The sequence below is a fragment of the Nonomuraea sp. NPDC049158 genome, assembly GCF_040648335.1.
Classification (GTDB): domain Bacteria; phylum Actinomycetota; class Actinomycetes; order Streptosporangiales; family Streptosporangiaceae; genus Nonomuraea.
Genome location: NZ_JBEZDM010000013.1, coordinates 60414 through 80494 on the forward strand (window position 1 = coordinate 60414; position 20081 = coordinate 80494).

The 20081-nt window shown below is 68.6% G+C and carries 21 protein-coding genes and 1 tRNA gene; 9 read left to right on the top strand and 13 right to left on the bottom strand.

The annotated features are described in order from the left end of the window. Positions 1 to 35 precede the first annotated feature (35 nt). Positions 36 to 956 (top strand): prephenate dehydratase, encoded by a 921-nt coding sequence (pheA, locus tag AB0B61_RS27190; RefSeq protein WP_358437242.1) that lies wholly within the window; start codon positions 36 to 38, stop codon positions 954 to 956. Positions 957 to 997: 41 nt separating this feature from the next. Beyond that, on the top strand, positions 998 to 2260 hold the full coding sequence (gene serS, locus AB0B61_RS27195) for a serine--tRNA ligase (RefSeq protein WP_358437245.1): 1263 nt from the start codon (positions 998 to 1000) through the stop codon (positions 2258 to 2260). Positions 2261 to 2351: 91 nt separating this feature from the next. Here the strand turns inward: serS and AB0B61_RS27200 are convergent, their stop codons facing one another. Beyond that, a complete protein-coding gene (locus AB0B61_RS27200) occupies positions 2352 to 3374 on the bottom strand; it encodes a hypothetical protein (protein WP_358437248.1) in 1023 nt (340 codons plus the stop codon). Between the two features lie 354 nt (positions 3375 to 3728). Beyond that, positions 3729 to 3932, bottom strand: a complete 204-nt coding sequence (locus AB0B61_RS27205) for a cold-shock protein (RefSeq protein ID WP_043619750.1) — start codon at positions 3930 to 3932, stop codon at positions 3729 to 3731. A 223-nt stretch (positions 3933 to 4155) separates the two neighbouring features. On the opposite strand from AB0B61_RS27205, the gene AB0B61_RS27210 reads away from it, so the two are divergent. Next, entirely contained in the window at positions 4156 to 4962 is an 807-nt protein-coding gene (locus AB0B61_RS27210; RefSeq protein WP_358437250.1) for an HAD family hydrolase, read from the top strand. Here the strand turns inward: AB0B61_RS27210 and AB0B61_RS27215 are convergent. Both AB0B61_RS27215 and AB0B61_RS27220 read right to left on the bottom strand, forming a co-directional pair. After that, positions 4953 to 5468 carry a bacterial proteasome activator family protein gene (locus AB0B61_RS27215; protein ID WP_225301362.1) on the bottom strand — a complete coding sequence of 172 codons (516 nt, stop codon included), beginning with the start codon at positions 5466 to 5468 and terminating at the stop codon, positions 4953 to 4955. The genes AB0B61_RS27210 and AB0B61_RS27215 overlap by 10 nt on opposite strands. A gap of 5 nt (positions 5469 to 5473) precedes the next feature. Beyond that, a complete protein-coding gene (locus tag AB0B61_RS27220; RefSeq protein WP_358437253.1) occupies positions 5474 to 6430 on the bottom strand; it encodes an NAD(P)H-quinone oxidoreductase in 957 nt (318 codons plus the stop codon). 114 nt (positions 6431 to 6544) lie between these two features. Between AB0B61_RS27220 and AB0B61_RS27225 the strand changes: the two genes are divergently transcribed. Further along, positions 6545 to 8878 carry an AAA family ATPase gene (locus tag AB0B61_RS27225; protein ID WP_358437256.1) on the top strand — a complete coding sequence of 778 codons (2334 nt, stop codon included), beginning with the start codon at positions 6545 to 6547 and terminating at the stop codon, positions 8876 to 8878. Positions 8879 to 9009: 131 nt separating this feature from the next. Here AB0B61_RS27225 and AB0B61_RS27230 read toward each other — a convergent pair whose 3' ends face one another. From AB0B61_RS27230 to AB0B61_RS27240, 3 genes are all read right to left on the bottom strand, one after another. Next, positions 9010 to 9330 (bottom strand): hypothetical protein, encoded by a 321-nt coding sequence (locus tag AB0B61_RS27230; RefSeq protein ID WP_358437258.1) that lies wholly within the window; start codon positions 9328 to 9330, stop codon positions 9010 to 9012. A gap of 216 nt (positions 9331 to 9546) precedes the next feature. Continuing rightward, a complete protein-coding gene (locus AB0B61_RS27235; protein WP_358437261.1) occupies positions 9547 to 11070 on the bottom strand; it encodes an ATP-binding protein in 1524 nt (507 codons plus the stop codon). Positions 11071 to 11242: 172 nt separating this feature from the next. Next, positions 11243 to 11332: transfer RNA gene (locus AB0B61_RS27240), tRNA-Ser, on the bottom strand. Positions 11333 to 11356: 24 nt separating this feature from the next. Here AB0B61_RS27240 and AB0B61_RS27245 point away from each other — a divergent pair. After that, on the top strand, positions 11357 to 11713 hold the full coding sequence (locus tag AB0B61_RS27245) for an STAS domain-containing protein (RefSeq protein ID WP_358437264.1): 357 nt from the start codon (positions 11357 to 11359) through the stop codon (positions 11711 to 11713). On the opposite strand, the gene AB0B61_RS27250 is transcribed toward AB0B61_RS27245, so the two are convergent. Genes AB0B61_RS27250 through AB0B61_RS27275 form a run of 6 tightly spaced genes read right to left on the bottom strand, consistent with a single transcriptional unit; the run spans position 11710 to position 16359 of the window. Continuing rightward, the gene (locus AB0B61_RS27250) at positions 11710 to 12555 is read right to left on the bottom strand and encodes an NUDIX domain-containing protein (RefSeq protein WP_358437267.1); all 846 of its coding nucleotides are present in this window, start codon (positions 12553 to 12555) and stop codon (positions 11710 to 11712) included. The two genes, AB0B61_RS27245 and AB0B61_RS27250, sit on opposite strands and share 4 nt — an antisense overlap. Before the next feature lie 36 nt (positions 12556 to 12591). Next, positions 12592 to 13350, bottom strand: a complete 759-nt coding sequence (locus AB0B61_RS27255; RefSeq protein WP_358437269.1) for a M15 family metallopeptidase — start codon at positions 13348 to 13350, stop codon at positions 12592 to 12594. Positions 13351 to 13394: 44 nt separating this feature from the next. Beyond that, a complete protein-coding gene (locus AB0B61_RS27260) occupies positions 13395 to 13880 on the bottom strand; it encodes a universal stress protein (protein WP_358437272.1) in 486 nt (161 codons plus the stop codon). A gap of 15 nt (positions 13881 to 13895) precedes the next feature. Next, positions 13896 to 14135: a hypothetical protein gene (locus AB0B61_RS27265; RefSeq protein WP_358437275.1), complete on the bottom strand. Its 240-nt coding sequence runs from the start codon at positions 14133 to 14135 to the stop codon at positions 13896 to 13898. After that, positions 14132 to 14557, bottom strand: coding sequence for a hypothetical protein (locus tag AB0B61_RS27270; protein ID WP_358437277.1), 426 nt, complete (start codon positions 14555 to 14557; stop codon positions 14132 to 14134). Before AB0B61_RS27270 ends, AB0B61_RS27265 begins: the two co-directional genes overlap by 4 nt. Beyond that, the gene (locus tag AB0B61_RS27275; protein ID WP_358437279.1) at positions 14554 to 16359 is read right to left on the bottom strand and encodes an MDR family MFS transporter; all 1806 of its coding nucleotides are present in this window, start codon (positions 16357 to 16359) and stop codon (positions 14554 to 14556) included. The genes AB0B61_RS27270 and AB0B61_RS27275 overlap by 4 nt, the downstream gene beginning before the upstream one ends. A 95-nt stretch (positions 16360 to 16454) precedes the next feature. Between AB0B61_RS27275 and AB0B61_RS27280 the strand changes: the two genes are divergently transcribed. From AB0B61_RS27280 to AB0B61_RS27295, 4 genes are all read left to right on the top strand, one after another. Continuing rightward, positions 16455 to 17054: a TetR family transcriptional regulator gene (locus tag AB0B61_RS27280; RefSeq protein ID WP_357962315.1), complete on the top strand. Its 600-nt coding sequence runs from the start codon at positions 16455 to 16457 to the stop codon at positions 17052 to 17054. 81 nt (positions 17055 to 17135) lie between these two features. Continuing rightward, a complete protein-coding gene (locus tag AB0B61_RS27285) occupies positions 17136 to 18194 on the top strand; it encodes a hypothetical protein (RefSeq protein ID WP_358437281.1) in 1059 nt (352 codons plus the stop codon). Between the two features lie 24 nt (positions 18195 to 18218). Continuing rightward, the gene (locus AB0B61_RS27290) at positions 18219 to 19004 is read left to right on the top strand and encodes an SDR family oxidoreductase (RefSeq protein WP_358437284.1); all 786 of its coding nucleotides are present in this window, start codon (positions 18219 to 18221) and stop codon (positions 19002 to 19004) included. Positions 19005 to 19057: 53 nt separating this feature from the next. Continuing rightward, on the top strand, positions 19058 to 20011 hold the full coding sequence (locus tag AB0B61_RS27295; protein ID WP_358437287.1) for a DUF3800 domain-containing protein: 954 nt from the start codon (positions 19058 to 19060) through the stop codon (positions 20009 to 20011). Positions 20012 to 20081 lie beyond the last annotated feature (70 nt).

Consider the following 20081-nt stretch of genomic DNA (forward strand, 5'->3'; position numbering starts at 1 on the left):
CGCACTACCCGACTACCTGCGGATACTCTGTAAGCATGCCCAGACTCGCCTATCTCGGACCGGAAGGCACCTTCACCGAAGAGGCCCTGCGGCTCCTCGCGCCCGAAGCCGAGCGCCTGCCCCGCGCCAACGTCAGCGCCGCCTTGGCCGCCGCCCGTAACGGCGAGGCCGACGGCGCGGTCGTCCCGCTGGAGAACTCGATCGAGGGCGCGATCACCACGACGCTCGACGAGTTCGCCTGGGGCGAGCCGCTGCTGATCACGGCGGAGCTGCTGCTGCCGGTGCGCTTCTCGCTGCTGGCCCGGCCCGACACCGAGATCGTGCACATCAAGCGGGTCTACACGCATCCCGCGGCCATCACGCAGTGCCGCGCGTTCTGCGCCCGGGAGTTGCCCGACGCGGTCGTGGTGGCGGCGCCTTCGACGGCCGCCGCGGCTCAGGAGGTCGCGCTGCCCGGCTCGCCGTACGACGCGGCCATCGCCGCGCGCATCGCGGGCGAGCACTACGGGCTGGTGGAGCTCGCCGACGACATCGGCGACCGCAACGACACCGTGACCAGGTTCGTACGGGTGAGCCGCGGGGGAGAGCTGCCCGCGCCGACCGGCTACGACCGCACCACGCTCGTCGTGTTCCTGGCCGACGACCACCCGGGCGCGCTGCTGGAGATGCTGACGGAGTTCTCCGTACGCGGGGTCAACCTGACCCGCATCGAGTCGCGGCCCACCGGCGGCGGCATCGGCCGTTACTTCTTCCACTTCGACTTCGAGGGACACGTCGCCGACGCGCGCGTGGGCGAGGCGATCTCGGGCCTGCACCGCATCTGCGGCGACGTGCGCTTCCTGGGCAGCTACCCGCGTGCCGACGGTGTCGCGCCGCAGATCAAGAAGGGCACGGCCGACCCGGAGTTCGCCGAGGCGGGCGAGTGGCTGGCGCGAATCCGCGCCGGACGCGTCTAATCCTGAGGCGGGCGGTGGCCGGGCGCCGGTAGCCTTTATCCGTGATTGACCTGCGTACCCTTCGTGAGCATCCCGACCGGCTACGGGCCTCGCAGCGTGCCCGCGGCGAGGACGACTCGATCGTCGACACGCTGCTCGACCTCGATGAGCGCCGCCGCGCCGCGCTGACCTCGTTCGAGTCCCTGCGCGCCGAGCAGAAGAGTCTGGGCAAGTCGGTCTCCAAGGCGCAGGGCGAGGACAAGGCCGCGCTGCTTCAGCGGGCCAAGGACCTGGCCGGCCAGGTCAAGACGGCCGAGGCGGAGGCCGAGACGCTGGGCGCCGAGCTCGACGAGCTCGTGCAGTCGGTGCCCAACATCGTCGACGAGGAAGCGCCCCATGGCGGCGAGGACGACTATGTCGTGCTCGAGACCCATGGCGAGCCCCGCGTGTTCGACTTCGAGCCGAAGGACCACCTGGAGCTGGGCGAACTGCTCGGCGCCATCGACATGGAGCGCGGCGCCAAGGTGTCCGGCTCGCGGTTCTTCTTCCTCAAGGGCGTCGGCGCGCGGCTGCAGCTCGGCCTGCTCAACATGGCCATGCAGCAGGCGATCGCCAACGGGTTCACCCCGATGATCACTCCGGTGCTGGTCAAGCCGGAGACCATGCAGGGCACCGGCTTCCACGTGGCCCACGACAAGGAGATCTACCGTCTCCCCGAGGACGACCTCTACCTGGTCGGCACCTCGGAGGTGGCGCTGGCGGGCTACCACGCCCAGGAGATCCTGGGCGGCGACGAGCTGCCGCTCCGCTACGCCGGCTGGTCGTCGTGCTTCCGCCGGGAGGCCGGCTCCTACGGCAAGGACACCCGCGGGATCATCCGTGTCCACCAGTTCGACAAGGTGGAGATGTTCTCCTACGTACGCCCCGAGGAGGCGCGCGAGGAGCACCAGCGGCTGCTCGCCTGGGAGCGGGACATGCTCGCCAAGATCGAGGTGCCCTACCGCATCATCGACACGGCGGCCGGAGACCTGGGGATGTCGGCGGCTCGTAAGTTCGACTGCGAGGCGTGGATCCCGACCCAGGGGCGCTACCGGGAGCTGACCTCCACGTCCAACTGCACCGAGTTCCAGGCCCGTCGGCTGGGCGTGCGTTACCGCGACAAGGACGGCAAGCCCCAGCACCTGGCCACGCTCAACGGCACGCTGGCGACCACCCGCTGGATGGTCGCGATCCTGGAGAACCACCAGCAGGCCGACGGCTCGGTCGTGGTGCCCGAGGCACTGCGCCCGTATGTGGGCCTCGACGTCCTGGAGCCACCCAAGTAGACCTCTGCCGGCTCAGGCGGTCCGCGTCTGAGCCGGTCCGGGCCTTAAAGGGTCCGGGGCCTGGGCCGGCTCAAGCGGTCGGGTCTGAGGCTCAGGCCGGTCCGTAGGTGGCCGTGCGGTGGTGGATGTCGCGTTTGATGAGCGCGCCACTCGCCGCCACCACCCCCGCCGTCATGACAACAGCGGCCCCCACCGCCATGGCGTACGAGCCCGGCATCCCGTGGACCCAGCCGTAGAACGGCACGTACACGGCCGCGTACACCAGCGGCGCCGCCCCGAACCCGACGGCCACCGCCACACCACTCGCCAGCCCGGCGATGGCGACGGCGAGGCACACCATGGCCCCGAGCAGCGTCATGCCGGTCGCCAGCGCCGCCGGATCGCCGTCCGCGCCGAGCGCGACGTACAGCCCCACGCACACCACCAACGCGGACGCGGCATAGACACCGCCGAACCGCCGCATCCCCGTCCCGACGGCGCCGAGCAGCATCAGAGCGGCGAGGACCAGCGCCACGCGCTGCTCGGGATCCAGGTTGGCCGTCTCGTCCCCGACGAAGGCGAGCGGCTCCGGCCATCCCTCCCGCCGCCATGTTCCGGCGACGTCCCGTACGAGCACGCCGTCCAGTCCGTTGGCGACGACCACGACATGGCCTCCGGGACGAGCCTGTACGGCCAGCGCCAGGGACCTGGGCCCGGCCGTGGAGCTCGGGTCGTACCGCCTGGCCAACCGGTCGTACTGGTCGTCCGACAGGCTCCAGGAGGGCCGCCACGTCTTGCCCCCGTCGTCGGACTCGGCGACCGCCGGCCGTCCGGGAAGCACCCGGTAGCACCGCTGCGGCTGCCCGGGCACGCAGGCGGCGGTCTGCGGCGGCCGCACCGGCCTGCCGTAGTAGTCGGACCAGGTGACCCCGCCGTCCACGGAGGAGATCCCCGTGGTGGAGCCCTGATCGCGGCCGGCGATCAGCACGACGATCTGATCTCCCTCCACCTGTACGGAGTCGGCCACGGAAGGCGGCTCAGCGGCCGCCGTCGCCGCCACGGCGAACCCGGCCAGCGGCACCACGGCCACCACCCGCCACCGCTCCGGAAGCCTTGGCAGCCGCCCGGAGATCACCCTCAGGCGCTCCGGAAGCCTAGCCAGACGCTCCGAGAGCCCTGGAAGCGGCCAGTGATCCGCCCGACGCTCCAGCGGCGCTGTCAGGCGCTCTGAGGGCCCTGTGAGCCTTCGGCGAGCCCACCGCTTGAACAGATGATCGTTGAGTAGCAGCACGAACACGGCGACCAAGGTCGCTGGGTGACATAGCCATGCGTACCTCATGTATGGGCCGATGGCGGTGAAGCATCAGTGGTTCGACCGCTGTGTGAGTTGAGTCACACCTGTGACCGGGCTGTCACCACAGCAGGGCCCAGGAAAGCGAAAGACCGAGGCCCGCTGGAAGCGAACCCCGGTCTATCTCGCTGCTACAGGTCAGATGGCACGGACCTGCGAGGCCTGGGGCCCCTTCTGTCCCTGCGTGATCTCGAACTCGACCCGCTGGCCGTCTTCAAGGCTGCGGTAGCCGTTGCCGACGATCTCGGAGAAGTGCACGAACACGTCCGGCGCACCGCCGTCCGGGGCGATGAAGCCGAAGCCCTTCTCGGCGTTGAACCATTTGACGGTTCCCTGAGCCATAAAAGCTCTCCCTCAGGATGTGAATCTATGGGACCCGCACCTCGCGAGTCCCGGTGTGTCGTACAGCAAGCACCCGGGGTGGCTCAGACAAAGTCATGCTGGTTTTCACAACGGGATCAGCTAATACAACGCCATCACATCTAACACCATTCTGGCGCGTTGGTGTTCCCCTCCCCAGGAAGATTTCTGGCCGGCGGCATGACCGGGCAAACTGGAACCTGTTATGCGAAGCCTTGCAACGCCGCGTCTTGTGGCCACCGACCTCGACGGAACCGCTCTGCGGACCGACGGAACCGTCTCTCCCCGTACGGCAGCGGCGTTCGCGAGAGTCGAAGAAACTGGTGCCGTCCTCGTGTTCGTCACGGGTCGCCCGCCTAGATGGATGAGCAGTGTGGCGGGTGCGGTGCGTCACCGAGGGTTGGCAATCTGTGCAAACGGTGCGTTGATCTACGATCTGCATACCGAACAGATAGTGGAATCTCACCTCATCACGGTCGAGGTACTGGAGCGAGTCGTCGCTCAGCTAAGAGCGAACGTGCCCGAACTCGCATTTTCGGTCGAGTATGAAGGTGGTTTTGCGCATGAGTCCGATTTCCCACTCGGTGGGTGGGACAGCAAGGCCATCGGCGGACTCCGCGTCGGCGCGGCGACACTGACCTCACGACCCTGTGCCAAGCTGCTGGCCCTGCACCCGGACATGGCTCCCGACCCGCTGCACGAGGCCGTGTGCGGGCTCGTGGGACACCTGGTGACCCCCACGCACTCCAGCGGCCGGGGGCTGATCGAGATGAGCGCCCACGGTGTGACGAAGGCCACGGCCCTGGCCGCGCTCGCCGCACGGTATGAGATCAAACCATCACAGGTGGTGGCATTCGGTGACATGCCAAACGACCTGCCCATGCTGGGCTGGGCCGGTACGTCCTACGCGGTCGCCAACGCGCACCCTGACGTGCTGGCCGCCGTGGACCATGTGACGGCGGCCAACAACGACGACGGTGTCGCGCTCGTACTCGAAGAGCTTTACAGGTAGGGGCCCGAGCCGCCGTGCGGCCGCTGCGAGTCGTCACCGTGGGGCACGCCGGGCAGCGCCCTGCGCATCTGCTCCAACTGGGCCCGCGCCGCCATCTGCTGCGCGAACAGCGTCGTCTGGATGCCATGGAACAAGCCTTCGAGCCAGCCGACGAGCTGGGCGTGCGCGATGCGCAGCTCGGCCTCGCTGGGCGGCGTGCCGTTCTCGTCGGTGAAGGGCAGCGACAGCCGCTCCAGCTCATCGACCAGCTCGGGGGCCAGGCCGTCCTCGAGCTCCTTGATGGACGACTCGTGGATCTCCTTCAACCGCTTACGGCTGGCCTCGTCGAGAGGAGCCGCCCGGACCTCTTCGAGAAGCTGCCGGATCATGCTGCCGATGCGCATCACCTTGGCGGGCTGCTCGACGAGGTTCGTCACCGAGCGCTCATCCTCGCCGTTATCGCCCTGACCTTGGAAGTCCGGGCCCACCACCACGATGTGGGGGGTGTTGTTGTCCTCAGCATTCATAACACTCACCGTACTAGCAGGATTTTGCCGATGTGCTCTCCCGATTCCATCATTCGGTGTGCCTCCGCGGCCTCCGCCATGGGCACCTCCGCGTACACCACAGGGCGTACGGCACCCGCGCTGATCAGCGGCCACACGTTGTCGACGACGCCGCGCACGATGACGCCCTTCTCATCGGCCGGGCGGGCGCGCAGCGTGGAGCCGTGGACGGTCGCTCGCTTGGCCATCAGGGCGCCCAGGTCGATCTCGGCCTTGGCACCGCCCTGGAGCCCGATGATCACCAGCCGGCCGCCCGTACGAAGTGTCCGGATATTTCTGGACAGGTATTTGGCGCCGACGATGTCGAGGATCACGTCGGCCGTCACCCGCTCGGCGAAGTCCTCCTCGTGGTAGTCGACCGTCTCGTCGGCGCCCAGCTCCTTGAGGCGGTCCAGCTTCGCCGCCGACCCGGCCGTCGCGGCCACCCGCGACCCGAACGCCTTGGCCAGCTGGATCGCGAACGTCCCGATCCCGCTCGCCCCGCCGTGCACCAGCAGCGTCTCGCTGCGCCGCAGCCGGGCGGCCATGAACACGTTGGACCACACCGTGCACGCCACCTCGGGCAGCCCGGCCACCTCGACCAGCCGTACACCCTCGGGCGCGGGCATCACCTGCTGCCACGGCACGGCCACCCGCTCGGCGTAGCCACCCCCGGCCAGCAGCGCGCACACCTCGTCGCCCGGCGTGACATGCTCCACGTCCTCGCCGATCTCGGCCACCACGCCGGAGACCTCCAGCCCCGGGTACGGTGGCGCGCCGGGCGGCGGATCGTAAAATCCCTGGCGTTGAAGGAGGTCGGCCCGGTTGACCCCGGCAGCCACCACGTCGATGAGGACTTCCCCCCGGTCAGGACGTGGATCGGGTACCTCCCGCCACTCCAGAACCTCTGGTGGTCCGGGCCTGGTGATCTCGATGGCTCGCATGCAATCACCGTAGCCGGGCAAGGAAGTTATAGGTTGGCGACCACTGCCGCGAGTCATGGCGTTAACCTGCAATGTATTTGCTGCCCCTTTACACCCACCAGGGGGAGAAACACGGTGGCAAGACACGATCGAGAGGAATCTCTCGAGGAACAGCTGGCCTGGCTGGACGCGATCAAGGAGACGGAAGAGGCTCCGATCTCGGTCAGCGCCTCTGCCTCGGAGGACTCCGTCGCTTCGCCGTACCCCCAGGACCCTTGGCTCTCGGTGCCGACCCAACACGAGGCGCCGACGCCGCTGTTCAGGGCCGCGGTCGACTCCGTGTACGGCACTGCGCCCGCGGAGGAGCTCGCCGACGCGGGGAGTTCGCCGTCCGGCACGAAGGACCTCGGTACGAGGGACTTCGGCAAGCCGGACATCGGCCGCCCGGACATCGGCACGAAGGACGAGGCCCAGCCCGTCTCGCCGCCGGTGAGCCTGGGCAAGTCCGACGACGGGTTCCTGGCGCCGCTCAAGCCGCTGCCCCGGCCCGACGACACCGACTCCTACTCGCTGCTGTCCTTCCCGGAGCCGGCGAAGAAGCCGGTGGCCGAGGAGGCGGAGGAGGAGACGAAGTCCGCCTGGCCCGTGCCGCCGGAGTGGTCGCGCCCAGCGGAGACCTTCGACGAGCCGCGCCCGGCCGAGAAGGCGGACAGGGCCGAGGAGCCCTCTCCGGGCACCTTCGAGCCGCCGCCCCCGGAGGACGCCACGGAGCCACGGCTGGAGGTCCCGCTGACCTTCGACAAGTCGCTGAACTTCGACACGCCGCCCGCGTTCGACCCGCCCGCGTTCGACCCCCCGCCTGCCTTCGACACGCCTGGCTTCGACAAGCCCGTGTCCGAGAAGAAGCCCCTCTTCAACAAGCCCGCCTCGGACAAGCCGCTGAGCTTCGATCTGCCGCTGAGCTTCGACAAGCCGCCGGCCGCCGAGAAGCCTTCGGCCGCCGACCAGCCGTCCGCCTTCGGCAAGCCATCGGCCCTGGACAAGCCATCGGCCCTGGACAAGCCGTCCGCTCTGGACAAGCCGTCGGCCCTCGACCAGCCGTCGCAGCCGCGCGCCTTCGAGGAGCCCCGCGCTTTCGAGGAGCCCAGCGCTTTCGAGGAGTCGCGGACCCTCGACGAGCCGCCCCCTCGCGCCTTCGACGAGCCGAAGCCGCCGTCCCGGCTGTTCGACGAGCCGAAGCCGTACGAGCAGAACCGCGAGCGGGACCGCGCCTACGAGCAGGACCGTTCCCACGAGCAGGACCGTTCCTTTGAGCAGGACCGTTCACGCGAGCAGGACCGCTCGTGGGACCAGCCGCGCTCCTACGACCAGGACCGCGCCTACGAGCAGCCGCGCACCTTCGAAGAGCCGAAGCCGCGCATGTTCGAAGAGCCGAAGCCGCGCGCCTTCGAAGAGCCGGAGCCCCCCGCTCCGCGCCGCCGCCCCGCCCCCGTACCGGTCTTCAACGCCCCGCCCCGCCCCCCGATCACCGGCAGGCCCACGGCCGACAGCCTCGACCCCGAGTCGCTGCTGCGCGGCCGCCGCAACGCCCCCTCCAAAGGCTGGCGCCGGCTGATCTACAAGGCGTCGGGCGGCTGGATCAAGCCGGGCGAGCCGCCAGAGGTCCGCCGCCGCCGTGAGCTGCTGACCAGGGCCCGCACCCCGGTCGCCACCGGCCACCACCGCGTGGCCGTACTGAGTCTCAAGGGCGGTGTGGGCAAGACCACGACCACGGTCGGCCTGGGCGCCACCCTCGCCGCGATGCGCGGCGACCGGGTGATCGCGGTCGACGCGAACCCCGACCGCGGGACGCTGTCCGACAAGCTCACGTTGGAGACCTCGGCGACCGTACGCGACCTGCTCAACGAGAGCGACCAGGTCAAGAGGTATGTGGACATCAGGGCGTTCACCTCGCAGGCGCCTTCGCGGCTGGAGGTGCTCGCGTCGGACCGTGACCCGTCGGTCTCCGAGGCGTTCAGCGGCGCCGACTATCAGGCTGTCTCACAGGTGCTGGAGAACTTCTACTCGATCTGCATCACCGACTGCGGCACCGGCCTGCTCCACTCGGCCATGGGCGGCGTGCTCGGTCTCGCCGACCAGATCGTGCTGGTCAGCTCGCCGTCCGTGGACGGTGCCAGGGCCGCGTCGGCGACGCTCGACTGGCTGGAGGCGCACCACTACGGCAACCTGGTGCGGGAGGCGACCGTGGTGCTCTGCAGCGTCCGGCCGCGCTCGAAGTCGGCGGTCGACATCTCCAAGCTGGAGGCCCACTTCGCGGCGCGATGCCGCGCGGTGATCCGCGTGCCGTACGACCCGCATCTGGAAGAAGGCGCCGAGATCGACCTCGAACGCCTCCAGGAACCGACCAGGGAGGCCTACCTGCAACTGGCCGCCTGCGTCGGCGACGGATTCGCCGCGCAAGGGGAGTGAGCCCGGGGGACCTTGCCTGGCTCGGCTGCTTTCAACACTCCCGACACCGCAGAAACGGCACCTTCTCCTGGGAAGGTGCCGTTGTCGTAATGCCGGCTCTCGCTTCGAAGCCCGATGGGCGTCGAAGGGACTCAATACCGCGGCGGGTACGGGCCCTGCTGATAATGCTGCACCGGGACAGTGCGCTTCACCCGCCACCCGATGAACGTGACGGGAATCGCGACCAGCAGCCAGAAACCGATCGTGAAGAACGTCAACCAGGAGTGCACGAAGATCCACAGGCACAGGTGGACGCCGAACGTGACCGGGTTGAAGCCGCGCTCTTTCACGATTCTGGTCTGCACCGGCCCGTACTGAGGGCCGGACGGCGGCCCGTACTGAGGCTGGCTGTGTGGCTGAGCCTGATACGGCTGGCCGCCGTACGGGCCTTGCGGCTGCGGGGGGTAGCCCATGGCACGACTCCAAGTAGACGACGGGAACAGTGTTTGACGCGTTGAACATGCGCTCGGTTGACCACCACGCATGTCCGGATGCGGACAAGTTCTCGTGCGGCAGGAGGCGCGGCCGGGGCTCAGCCGAGTCGGGTCCGCCCATGTCTTGTGACGCGTACTTTGTGCCGTGACCCGTCGGTGTCCGAGGCGTTCAGTGGCGCTGATTACCAGGCTGTCTCACAGGGGGAATGAGTGCGGGGCCGGCCGCCGTCCGTCACACGCGCAGAACGGTGACCTGGCGGCCGGACGGTGTGGCCGCCTGCTCGAAACCGCCGCGTTCCTTCCACGGTGGGGCTTCGGGGCGCGGTCGAAGATCACTAGCACGCCGGTGGTGAGGGTGAGGCGGTTCAGGTATCGGTCGAGCTGCGCGAGGCCGTCGGGCTTAGGGTCGTTTTCGCTGGCTCGCCAGACCTTCAGCTCCATCGCCTCCCGCTGCACCAGCCGCTCGCCTTCGGGGCCGTTGTAGGGCCAGCGGACCAGTACGTCCAGGCGCTTGGTGCCCGCGGCGTACTCCCGGTCGAGCTGGCCTCCGCCATTGACCAGCCGGTGCAGGAAGGCCATGAGGATGATCTGGCAGGCGGCCTCGTGGTAGCCCTCCTGCCGGATGAGCACCTCGCCGTGCTCGCGCCAGAACACGACGAACTCCTCCAGCAGGCGCGGCAGATCGAAACGGCCGTCCGGCAGCACGAAGCTGTACGGATCGGCCCGCACGAACCGCTCCGTGCGAGCGCCCAGGACCCGTAGCAGGACTTCTCGGTAAATCGGGTTGGCGATCTCCAGTTCCCTGGCCCCTCGGATGAGACCCAGGTCATGGACGTAGGAGACGTCATCGTCGAAAGAAGTGTCCATGCCTGGCCACGTTCCCGCCACGATCGGTTCGATCACTCGTTCCACCCGGGGTTCGTGCAGCCGCGCTACGAGGGCGTCCAGATGGGTGGCACGTGCTCGGATCAGCCGCTCCTTGGCCTCGTCGACCTGAGCGGTGGTGATGGTGCCGCTCACTTTCATCTCAATGATGACCTCATTGGCGAGGGCGTTGACCAGCCACGGTTGTCCCTGGGTCAGCTCGAAGACCCGTTCCACCGCGTCCTTGGTGAACTCCTGGCCGGTCGCCTGTGTGTGCTGGTCGTACAGCTCGGCGATCTGATCGGTGGTGAAGTCGCCCAGGCGCAGTGACTTGGTGATGATGTTGAACGGGCTGGCCGGGTTGGACCGGCCGGGGTCGCCGCCCAAGGCGACTTTGTAGTCACGCAGGTCACGCAACCCGCACAGCACCACCGAGACGGGGAACGGGCGGCCTCCCGGCCGCGCGTTGTGACCGTCGCGAAGCTGGCTGAGGATGCTGACCAGACTATTGCCCTGCACGGCGTCGATCTCGTCGAGGAGCAGCACCACCCGGCGCGGGCAGCGGTGGCACCACTCGGTCAACGCCGAACCGAACCGGCTGCCCGGCGTGACCTGCGGCCAGGGATCCGGAGGCAGCAGCTCGTCCGGCCATCCCGACCACTCGGCGGCCTCACGGAGGGCATCCAGCAGAAGTGACTCCGCGGCGGCGTAGTCGTCGCCGGCCGACTTGGCGCGCTCGCAGGAGAGCATCAGAGCGGCGATGTCGCCTTCGGCGGTCAGCTCGGACGCCAGGGTGCGCAGCGCGGTCGTCTTCCCGGTCTGCCGGGGCGCGTGCAGCACGAAATAGCGATCCATCTCGATGAGTGCCCGTGCCCCGGGGAGCCGTAGCGTGGGGGGCAGCATGTAATGGCGTCGCGGGTCGCAGGGGCCTGCGGTGTTGAAAGATCTCGCTCGGGGTGGCCGCATGGTCACATTCTGCCATCGCCCTGTCACTCGCGTCTGGGCTACTCGGCCTTGCCCGCAAGCGTGGCGGAGGGTGTGGGATTCGAACCCACGAGGCCATCGCTGACCTGGCCGCTTTCAAGGCGGCTGCACTCGTCCACTATGCGAACCCTCCAGTGCGCACACCACCATAGCGGCTGTGGTGACAGCGGTGTACGTTCGGGAGGTGGCGGATCTCAGCGTTGAGGTGGACCGGGCCGAGGGCGCCGCGAACGTGCGCCTCGACGGTGACCTCGACAAGCTGACCGCGCCCCGGCTCAAGAAGGTCCTCGCCGAGCTGATCGCGGCCGGCCATGTCTCGATCGTCATCGACACGGCCGGGCTGGCGTTCTGCGATTCCAGCGGTTTATGGGTGCTGGTCGAGCACCAGCGCAAGGTCGGCGAGCGCGGCGGCTCGCTCGGGCTCACAGGCGTGCAGGGGGTGCTGCGCCGGGTGCTCGAGGTGACCGGTCTGAAAGCCGCCTTCGACAGCGTCCAGCCATCGGCGGCGTCCTAGTCGTCCAGTTGTGACAGCAGCCATTTGGGGCCCACGGTCCTGGCTCCCAGGTTGCTGACGCGCTCCTTGAGCCCCCTGTCCGCCGTCACCACGACCACCCGCTCCCACGGCCGCGCCCGCCGTACGACGTCCACGATCGCGTCGTCGCCGCTGTCCGTCGCCGCCACCACCTCGATGCCGGGCACGTCCGGCGCCTTCTTCGCGGCGCCCTCCACGACCGCCACGATCCGTGGGTACCACTGCGCGAGCACCTGATGCCGCAGCCGCAGCGTCGCCACCTCGGTCAGCAGTCGCGTCGCCGCGCCGAGCCGGTCCTTCCACCAGCCGTGCTCGGCCCGGGCGCCGACGATGTTCGCGACGTCGAGCACCAGCGTCTCGGGGGTGAGCTCCGGCTGGATCTTGTCCCACGACTCGGCGAAGCCGGGGTGCAGCTTCCTGCTCGGGATCTCGGGCAGCGGCACCCAGCGCAGCTCGGTGCTCTCGCTGTTGGCGGGCGCCGCCGCCAGCAGCTCGGCCGACTCGGCGATCACCGTCTCGAACGCCCACCCGCCGTGATCGTCCAGGTAGACACCCTGCACGCGCAGGCCGTCGCCGCGTACGGCCGCCTCTTCGTGCGCCTCGCGCAGCGCGGTCGCCACGGCGTCCTCGTGGCTGTCGCGCGCGCCTCCCGGCAGCCCCCACGTGCCGCCGTGGTGGCTCCACCATGAGCGCTTCTGCATGAGCACGTACGGAACGCCGTGTTCGTCATGGTGTACGGCCAGGAGTCCCGAAGCCCCGTGCAGCCCCCAGTGCCGGTGCCCCCGGGCGCACTGGGTCCAACCGTCGCCGTCCTTAGCCGCCATGACTTGATTCTGTCAGCCCGATGGCCGTACCGGCTGTTACCGGCCGTTGCGGCTGAAATGCTGGTAGTCCCTGGTGCCCGACCACTCGCCGCCCCAGCCCCAGCCCACCGAGGCGAAGGCCTTGACAACCCGGTCGCCGGAGTTGATCACGCCTTCGCCCTTCGCGGGGCGTTTGGCGAACTTCTTGGCGTTCGGGTGGGCGGTGCTGCCGCTCGCGGTGACGTACGGGTTCTCGCGCGGGTTCAGGTCGATCGCCTCGCCGAAGGCGTGGTTGGACCAGTTGCTGGACCCGGTGGCCGCGCGGCAGTTGAAGGCCGAGGTGTTGTCGGCGTCGATGGAGTCGTAGTCGTCGCCCTTGTAGACGTCGACGAGCCGCATCTGCTTGATCGGGTAGCGCATGGCGTACAGCTTCCCGAAGACCTTGACGACGTCGCCGCTGACCGTCTTGCGCACGACCAGCTCGCCGGTGTGGGCCTTGTCGTCGAAGCCCCAGTAGGTCATCGTGATCAGGCGCAGGTCCTGGTAGGAGACCGGGCAGCCGGGCTTCCACGAGTAGGGCAGCCGGCTGCGCGAGACCTTGGTGACCTTGGCACTGAACCTGGGCGGCTCCGCGGGCTTGGGCGAGGCGGTCTTCGCCGTCGGGGTGGGCGTCGCGGGCACGGGCGGCTGGGTCTGAGCCCCGGCGGCCTGAGCGTCGGCCGGGGGCTGCTGGGGTCCCTCTTGTGAGGCGACCGGCGCCTGCCCGCCGCACGAAACTGACGCGAACACCACAAAGGCAGCGGCAGTACGTTTCATGCGGCCACCTTACGCGACGTCCTCATCAGCGACGTCGTACGAGGTCAGGGCACGATCAGCACGGTACGCCGAGCCCGCTTGGCCAGCCCCACGGCCACCGAGCCGCCGAAGGTGTGCCACGTGGAGCGGGACCGGCCCACCACGATGGCGTCGGCCATGCAGGAGGCGGCGAGCGTCTCCAGCTCCCGCGCGGTGTCTCCTCGTACCGAGACGAACCGCCACGGAACCCCGACCCCGCTCAGCTCCGTCCGCAGATCCTCGGTCAGGTCCCCGGCCGAGTCGGGGATGATCGGCGCGCCCGCGAAGAACCACAAGGTGGCGCTGGTGAGCGTCTCCACGAACGCGATGAGCAGGGCGGCGTTGTCCCGCCGGGCGAGCCCGGCCGCGTACGCGAGCGCGTTGCGGCTCGGGCCCGATCCGTCGAAGCCGACCACCAGCAGCCCGGTGCCGTCCTTGCCGATCTCGAACTGCCCGCTGGGGAGCTTGCCTAGCAGGGGCTCCCACCGGTCGTCTGTGCTCTCGCCGAACACGGCATGCCTCGCACGTCAGCCGTCGGCGACGTGCTTGCCGCGGCCGGCGAGCTCGCGCAGCGCGTCGGCCGCGTAGATCACGAGGGCGACGAACGAGAGGCCGGCCAGCGCGCCGCCGACCCACAGGTCATTGACCGTCGCGTCGGCGTAGAGCGCGCCCCTGGGCTGGTAGCCCACCGCGAACGGCGCCGCGATCAGCCACACGCCGGCCAGGAACAGCAGAATGAGGGCGGACACGCCCAGTTTGGCCTTCATCGGTTGTCCTCCACTCCCACCAGGGCGGTCTTGCCGTTCTGGCGGTGCTCGCCGCCGCCGCGTCCGGCGGTGTTCAGGTCCTCACGCAGCGCCTCGACGAGCGGGGCGAGCAGGCTCGCCAGCTCCGCCGACGACGCCTGCGGCGCGGCCGCCACCGGCTCGGGCTCCGGCTCGGCCTGCTTCTGCCGTACGGCCACCAGGCCGCGCACCACGAGCTCCTCGTGGATGGCGGCGGCGAAGGCGGCCACGCCGATGAGCCCGACGAGGGCGACGCCCAGGCCGGTGAAGAACTCGGATGTGGTCGGGTCGGTCCAGTCGGTGTTCTCCGGCTGGGTGCCGAGGGCGAACGGGGCGATCATCAGCCAGAGCCCGGCCATGAGGGCCAGGGCAGCGGCGACGGCGCCCACGAACTTGCGAATCATGATGACACTCCTCCTGTGACGAGGTCTTTCCGTGGCGGCGCGGCCTGCGCGATCAGCGCGCGCGAGGTGGGACGCAGCACGCTCTGCGCGACCGATCTGGCGCGCTCCCGTTCTGTTCGGTCATCGGGCGGCGCCATCCTGGCGACCGCGGACAGCAGTGCGGACGGCTGGTCGGTGACCCGCTCGATCCGCTGGGCGATGAGCTCCAGCAGCAGTCCGGCCAGGACCAGGTCGTCCTTGCTGAGCGGCTTGGGCTCCGGCGCGGGCGCCGCGCCGCCCCTGAGCGGCAGCTCCTTGAGGAAGAGCGTCGCCACGAAGCCGAGCAGCGCGATCGGCACGCCGACGATGAAGACGGTCTCCAGGCCGCGGGTGAAGGCCTCGAGCACGATGTGCTTGATCGGCCCGGGCAGCGCCTGGATGGAGCTGGGGCTGCCCAGCTTGGGTGAGGAGCCGCCGGGCAGCGCGATGTGCGCGGCCCGCAGCATGTCGGCCATCTCGTTCTTGAGGCGGTTGGTGAGGATCGCGCCGAACGCGGCCACGCCCACGGCGCCGCCGAGTGAGCGGAAGAAGGAGACGCCCGCCGTGGTGGAGGCCATGTCCCGCAGCTCGGAACCGTTCTGCGCGGCCAGGATGAGCATCTGCATCGACAGGCCGAGCCCGATGCCCAGCACGCCCACGTCGAACCCGATGAGCCACTGACTCGACTCCACGTGCAGCCGCGACAGCAGGAACAGTCCCACGGCCACGATCAGCAGGCCCGCCACCGGGAAGATCTTCCACCGGCCGGTCTGGGTGACGATCTTTCCGGAGATCACACCGGCCAGGAACAACGCCACCACCATGGGCAGCGTCATCAGCCCGGACTCGGTGGGGCTCAGCCCCTTGACGATCTGCAGATACTGCGGCAGGTAGATCATCGCGCCGAACATCGCCATGCCGACGAACAGCGAGGCGATGCTGGTCAGCACGAACGTCGGGTTCCTGAACAGCCTGGGCGGCAGAATCGGATTCCGCGCCGTCCGCTCGGACAGCACCGCCAGAGCCAGCATGAGCAGGCTGAAAGCCCCCAAGGCGTACGTCCAGAAGGAGTTCCACTCGAACTCCGTGCCCCCCAGCGTCAGCAGCAGCATCAACCCGCTAGCGCTGGCCGTGATGGTCGTGGCGCCCCAGATGTCGATGGAGGTGTTGCGCCGTACCTTGGGCAGCTTCAGCACCCGCTGGATCACCGCGAACGCGATCACCGCGAACGGGACGACCACGTAGAAGCACCACCGCCAGCCGAGCCAGTCGGTGTCCACGATGAACCCGCCGAGCAGCGGCCCCGCGACCGTGGAGATGCCGAAGACGGCCCCCATGTATCCCGAGTAGCGGCCGCGCTCCCGCGGCGACACGATGTCGCCGAGGATCACCTGAGCGAGGGCCGACAGACCGCCCACACCCAGACCTTGGATGGCGCGCGCCGCGATGAGCTGCCCGATGTTCTGCGACAGACCGGCCACGAGCGACGCCGCGACGAACAGTCCCAAGGCGCTCTGGAACAGCAGCTTCCGGCCCCAGAGGTCCGACAGCTTGCCCCACAACGGCGTGGAGACCGTCATCGTCAGCATGGTCGCCGACGCCACCCACGAATACTGGTCCTGGCCGCCGAGTTCCCCCACGATCGTCGGCAGTGCCGTGCCAACCACCGAGGTCGAGATCATCGAGGTGAGCATGGCGAGCATGAGCCCGGACATGACCTCGAGGATTTCGCGGTGGGTGTAATGCCGCCTCGCGGGGGCCGCGGCCTGTGTCTGGGCTACCAAGACACCACATCCCCTTCTTACCGTTTTCTCCTCGGCGAGTATACGTCCGTTTACTAGCCGCGCGGCAAGTGGGGTCCGCTGAGTAGAGTTCGGGCATGGAAGCGCAGGTGACTGACGCCCGGCCGCGAGATCGCGCGGCCACCCGCCAGCGGCTGCTGGAGGCGGCACGCATGCTGTTCGGCGAATACGGCTATGAGCAGGTGACGGTCCGCATGATCGCCTCGGCGGCGGACGCCAACATCGCCCTGGTGGGCCGCTACTTCGGCTCCAAGTCGGGCCTGTTCGGCGAGGTGCTGGCGGGCGAGCCGACGGTCCGCGCCGTGGTCGAGGGCGACCGGGCGGGCCTGCCCAGGCGGCTGGCCGAGTACGCCGCCCAACGCATGAGCCACGACCCGGAGACCCCCATCCTGCGCTCGCTCGAACGCTCGGCGGGCGACCCCGAGATCCAGGCCCTCGTACGCGAGCGCCTGCACGCCGCCGTGCTGGAGCCCATCGCGGCGCTCCTGGGCGGCCCGGACGCGCACGCGCGGGCCCGGATGGCGACGGCGGTCTTCCTGGGCATCGGCTCGGTCCGCCGCCTCATCGGCCCCGAGACGCCGTCACCCGCCGACGTCGACCGGCTCACGGCGGTGTTCGAACTCTGCCTGGGCCTGGAGTCCCTTCCTGACGACCGGTCAGCCGCGCCGGCTCGGTGACGCTGCCCTTACTTGCTGGTGAGTCGATTTCGCGAGCGCCCCCATGTTGGCTGAGGGCGACCGAAAGGACGTGATCGCTGTATGGAGCCCTATCGGAATCCCAAGCCTCGGGCGAAGGCGAAAGACCCCTTCGCCGCCGCGAAAGCCGCGGCCGACGCGCTCATCGGGTGGATCGGCGGACAGCCTTTCAGCGCGGACAATAACTTTACGGTGGCGGTCATGAGCGCCACCGTGCTGGTCGTCTCCAAAGTAGGCGGTCTCTCTGCCGGCGGCCGGAGAAGTAAGGACGGGCCCGGGCAGAAGATCATGGATCACCTCAAGGGCAACCGCGCGTATCGCGGTTACCAAGTCTACGCGGCGGGCCCGTTCACCCCGGATAATCAGAGCAATCACGCTGAGATGTGCATATTGGCCGCCTGTGGGGTGAGAAATGTGAAATACATCCGCTGCACCTCGGCCAACTGCGGCTTCTGCAAGGACGCGCTCGAGGCGTACGGCCTTCGCGACGTCAACGCCAACGCCAAGTCGAAGATCGAGGGCGCCAGCCAGGTGGCGTGGTGCGATCCATTCATGCCAGTGGCATACGGTACGGCGGTCAAGGAGAACGCCCTTGACGCGCAGCGTAAAGAGCTCAAGAAAATCATCAAGATGGCGGCCGACGGGACGAGAGTGACGGCGCTTGATATAAAGGAGGGAAAATACCTCGTCTCACGCCCGAAAGCGGGCAATCTCACCTTGATGGACCCGAACGTCAAGGCCCGTAACGCTGCTGCCGACAGCACTGCCGAGAAGACCGGAAAAATCCGGAAGATGGCCAAGCCCCTGACTGTCAGCGATGACGAGGTTCCCTTCACTGCCAACAAGCGGCGGAAACTCGTTTCCGCGCCCTCGTCGGATGACAGCGGGGACGACAGCGAGAGAGCCCGCGACAGTGACATGAGCAGCGACAGCGGCGACGAGGAGGGGGCGGAGGATCGGGAACTGTCCAGCTCCGAGGACGGCGAATCCAGCGACGAGAGCTCCGGGAAGGAAGAGAAGGTGCCGCTCAAGAGAGCTTCGCCCCACAAGAAGGCCGCGGCCCGCAAGAAAACCGCGAACCGGAAGAAAGTAGCGAAGCGCCGGAAGTCGAGTCACATATGAGACCATCCCGTCGGAGGTCATGACATGATCCTGGACCGCTTCCGCGTCACCGGCCACGCCGCGATCGTCACCGGCGCCGGCCGGGGCATCGGCGCGGCGACCGCCATCGCCCTCGCTCAGGCGGGCGCGGATGTGGCGATCTCCGCCCGTACGGAGGAGCAGCTGCGCGCCGTCGCGGCTCAGATCGAGGAGGCGGGCAGACAGGCACTGATCGTGCCCGCCGATCTGAGCGTGCCGGGCGCCATGGAGGGGCTCGCGGCGCAGGCCGCCGACGCCTTCGGCCGGCTGGACGTGATCGTCAACAACGTGGGCGGGGCGATGCCCCGCGCTTTCCTCGACACCACCCGGAAGCATCTTGAGAACGCGTTCCAGTTCAACGTCGGAATCGCGCACGAGCTGACGCGGGCGGCCGTACCGCACCTGCTGAAGAACGGTGGCTCGGTGGTGAACATCACCTCGGCCGTCGGCCGGACGGCGGGCCGGGGCTATCTGGCGTACGGCAGTGCCAAGGCGGCGCTCACGCACTACACGCGGCTGGCCGCGCGCGACCTGGCGCCCAAGGTGCGGGTCAACGCGGTCGCCGTCGGCGCGGTCGCCACCTCGGCCCTCGACATCGTCATGACCGACGAGAACCTGCGTACCCAGATGGAGCAGGCCACCCCGTTGAAGCGGATCGGCGAGCCGGAGGACGTGGCGGCCACGGTGCTCTACCTGGTGTCGCCGGCCGGGCGCTACCTGACCGGAAAGGTGCTGGAGGTCGACGGCGGCATCGACCAGCCCAACCTCGACCTCGGGATACCCGACCTCTGAACCTGGTCCGAAATCCCGTTGAAGGCGCAATGGGCGATTTGAGAGACTTGACCGTGGCACAACCCTTCGAAATCGCCTGCGACGAGTCCGGCTCAGAAGGGGAGAAGCTCATTGGCGGAAATACCGCTGTATTCGCCCACGCGAGCGTACGACTGGACGTCGAATCGGCGGCGGACTGTATCCAGGAAGTACGGAGCAGAGCCCCCTCTCCCACCACGGAATACAAGTCGGGCATCATCCGCCGTAAGAAACACCTGAACGCCCTCAAGTGGCTGCTCGGCCCATCGTCGGCGCTCCTCGACAACGCCCACGTCTATCTCATCGACAAGACCTTCTTCGCCATTAGCAGGCTCACCGACCTGCTCGCCGTACCGGACCGCGAAGCCATCGCCGACACCCTCTACCGAGAGGGCGGCCAGACGTTCGGCCCCGACAGCTGGAACGCCTTTCTGGACTCCTTCAACGACCTGATGCGCACCAATAACGGCCGGGGCCCAAGAGCCTCCGTCGAAGCGGTGTTCGCCATGGTCGACACCTTTCGCCGCGCCACTCCACGAAGCCGGGCCGGCGAAATAATGGACCTGCTCTGGGAATCCCGATCCCAGATGGACGCTCTCCGGGAGCGATCGCTCACGCTGAACCCGCTGTTCCCGGCCATCAGCCAGGCCATCGTCTACTGGAGCCGAACCGGAAGACCCGTCTCGGTCGTGCACGACCGGCAGACCCTCCTCACGCAGGCGCGAATCGACGAGCTGGAGGAGGCGCATTCCGCGCAAGGCCGGCTGGCCGGCCTGCGGCTCGTCGACTCGCGCACGGACCCGCGGGTTCAGGTGGCCGACCTCCTCGCCGGAGCCGCGCGGAAAATAGCGGAAGACGAGCTCACCGGCCAAGGCGACGCGGAGGTCACGGCGTTGCTCCGACCGTACGTGGACGCGTTCTCCATCTGGGGAGACGACCGAAGCTGGTCCCTGCTCGCGCCGAGCGACCCCGTCCTGAGGCTCGGCTGACCGAGATCGCGGCGATCGACGACGTCGCCGTGCGGAACCATTTCGCGGCAAGGATCACGTGATCCAGGGG

Bases quoted from the DNA above. Each gene is read 5' to 3' on its own strand.
- pheA (WP_358437242.1), top strand. From the start codon at position 36: ATGCCCAGACTCGCCTATCTCGGACCGGAAGGCACCTTCACCGAAGAG.
- AB0B61_RS27205 (WP_043619750.1), bottom strand. From the start codon at position 3,932: ATGGCTCAGGGAACCGTCAAATGGTTCAACGCCGAGAAGGGCTTCGGC.
- AB0B61_RS27210 (WP_358437250.1), top strand. From the start codon at position 4,156: ATGCGAAGCCTTGCAACGCCGCGTCTTGTGGCCACCGACCTCGACGGA.
- AB0B61_RS27215 (WP_225301362.1), bottom strand. From the start codon at position 5,468: ATGAATGCTGAGGACAACAACACCCCCCACATCGTGGTGGTGGGCCCG.
- AB0B61_RS27220 (WP_358437253.1), bottom strand. From the start codon at position 6,430: ATGCGAGCCATCGAGATCACCAGGCCCGGACCACCAGAGGTTCTGGAG.
- AB0B61_RS27230 (WP_358437258.1), bottom strand. From the start codon at position 9,330: ATGGGCTACCCCCCGCAGCCGCAAGGCCCGTACGGCGGCCAGCCGTAT.
- AB0B61_RS27235 (WP_358437261.1), bottom strand. From the start codon at position 11,070: ATGGATCGCTATTTCGTGCTGCACGCGCCCCGGCAGACCGGGAAGACG.
- AB0B61_RS27250 (WP_358437267.1), bottom strand. From the start codon at position 12,555: ATGGCGGCTAAGGACGGCGACGGTTGGACCCAGTGCGCCCGGGGGCAC.
- AB0B61_RS27255 (WP_358437269.1), bottom strand. From the start codon at position 13,350: ATGAAACGTACTGCCGCTGCCTTTGTGGTGTTCGCGTCAGTTTCGTGC.
- AB0B61_RS27265 (WP_358437275.1), bottom strand. From the start codon at position 14,135: ATGAAGGCCAAACTGGGCGTGTCCGCCCTCATTCTGCTGTTCCTGGCC.
- AB0B61_RS27270 (WP_358437277.1), bottom strand. From the start codon at position 14,557: ATGATTCGCAAGTTCGTGGGCGCCGTCGCCGCTGCCCTGGCCCTCATG.
- AB0B61_RS27280 (WP_357962315.1), top strand. From the start codon at position 16,455: ATGGAAGCGCAGGTGACTGACGCCCGGCCGCGAGATCGCGCGGCCACC.
- AB0B61_RS27285 (WP_358437281.1), top strand. From the start codon at position 17,136: ATGGAGCCCTATCGGAATCCCAAGCCTCGGGCGAAGGCGAAAGACCCC.
- AB0B61_RS27290 (WP_358437284.1), top strand. From the start codon at position 18,219: ATGATCCTGGACCGCTTCCGCGTCACCGGCCACGCCGCGATCGTCACC.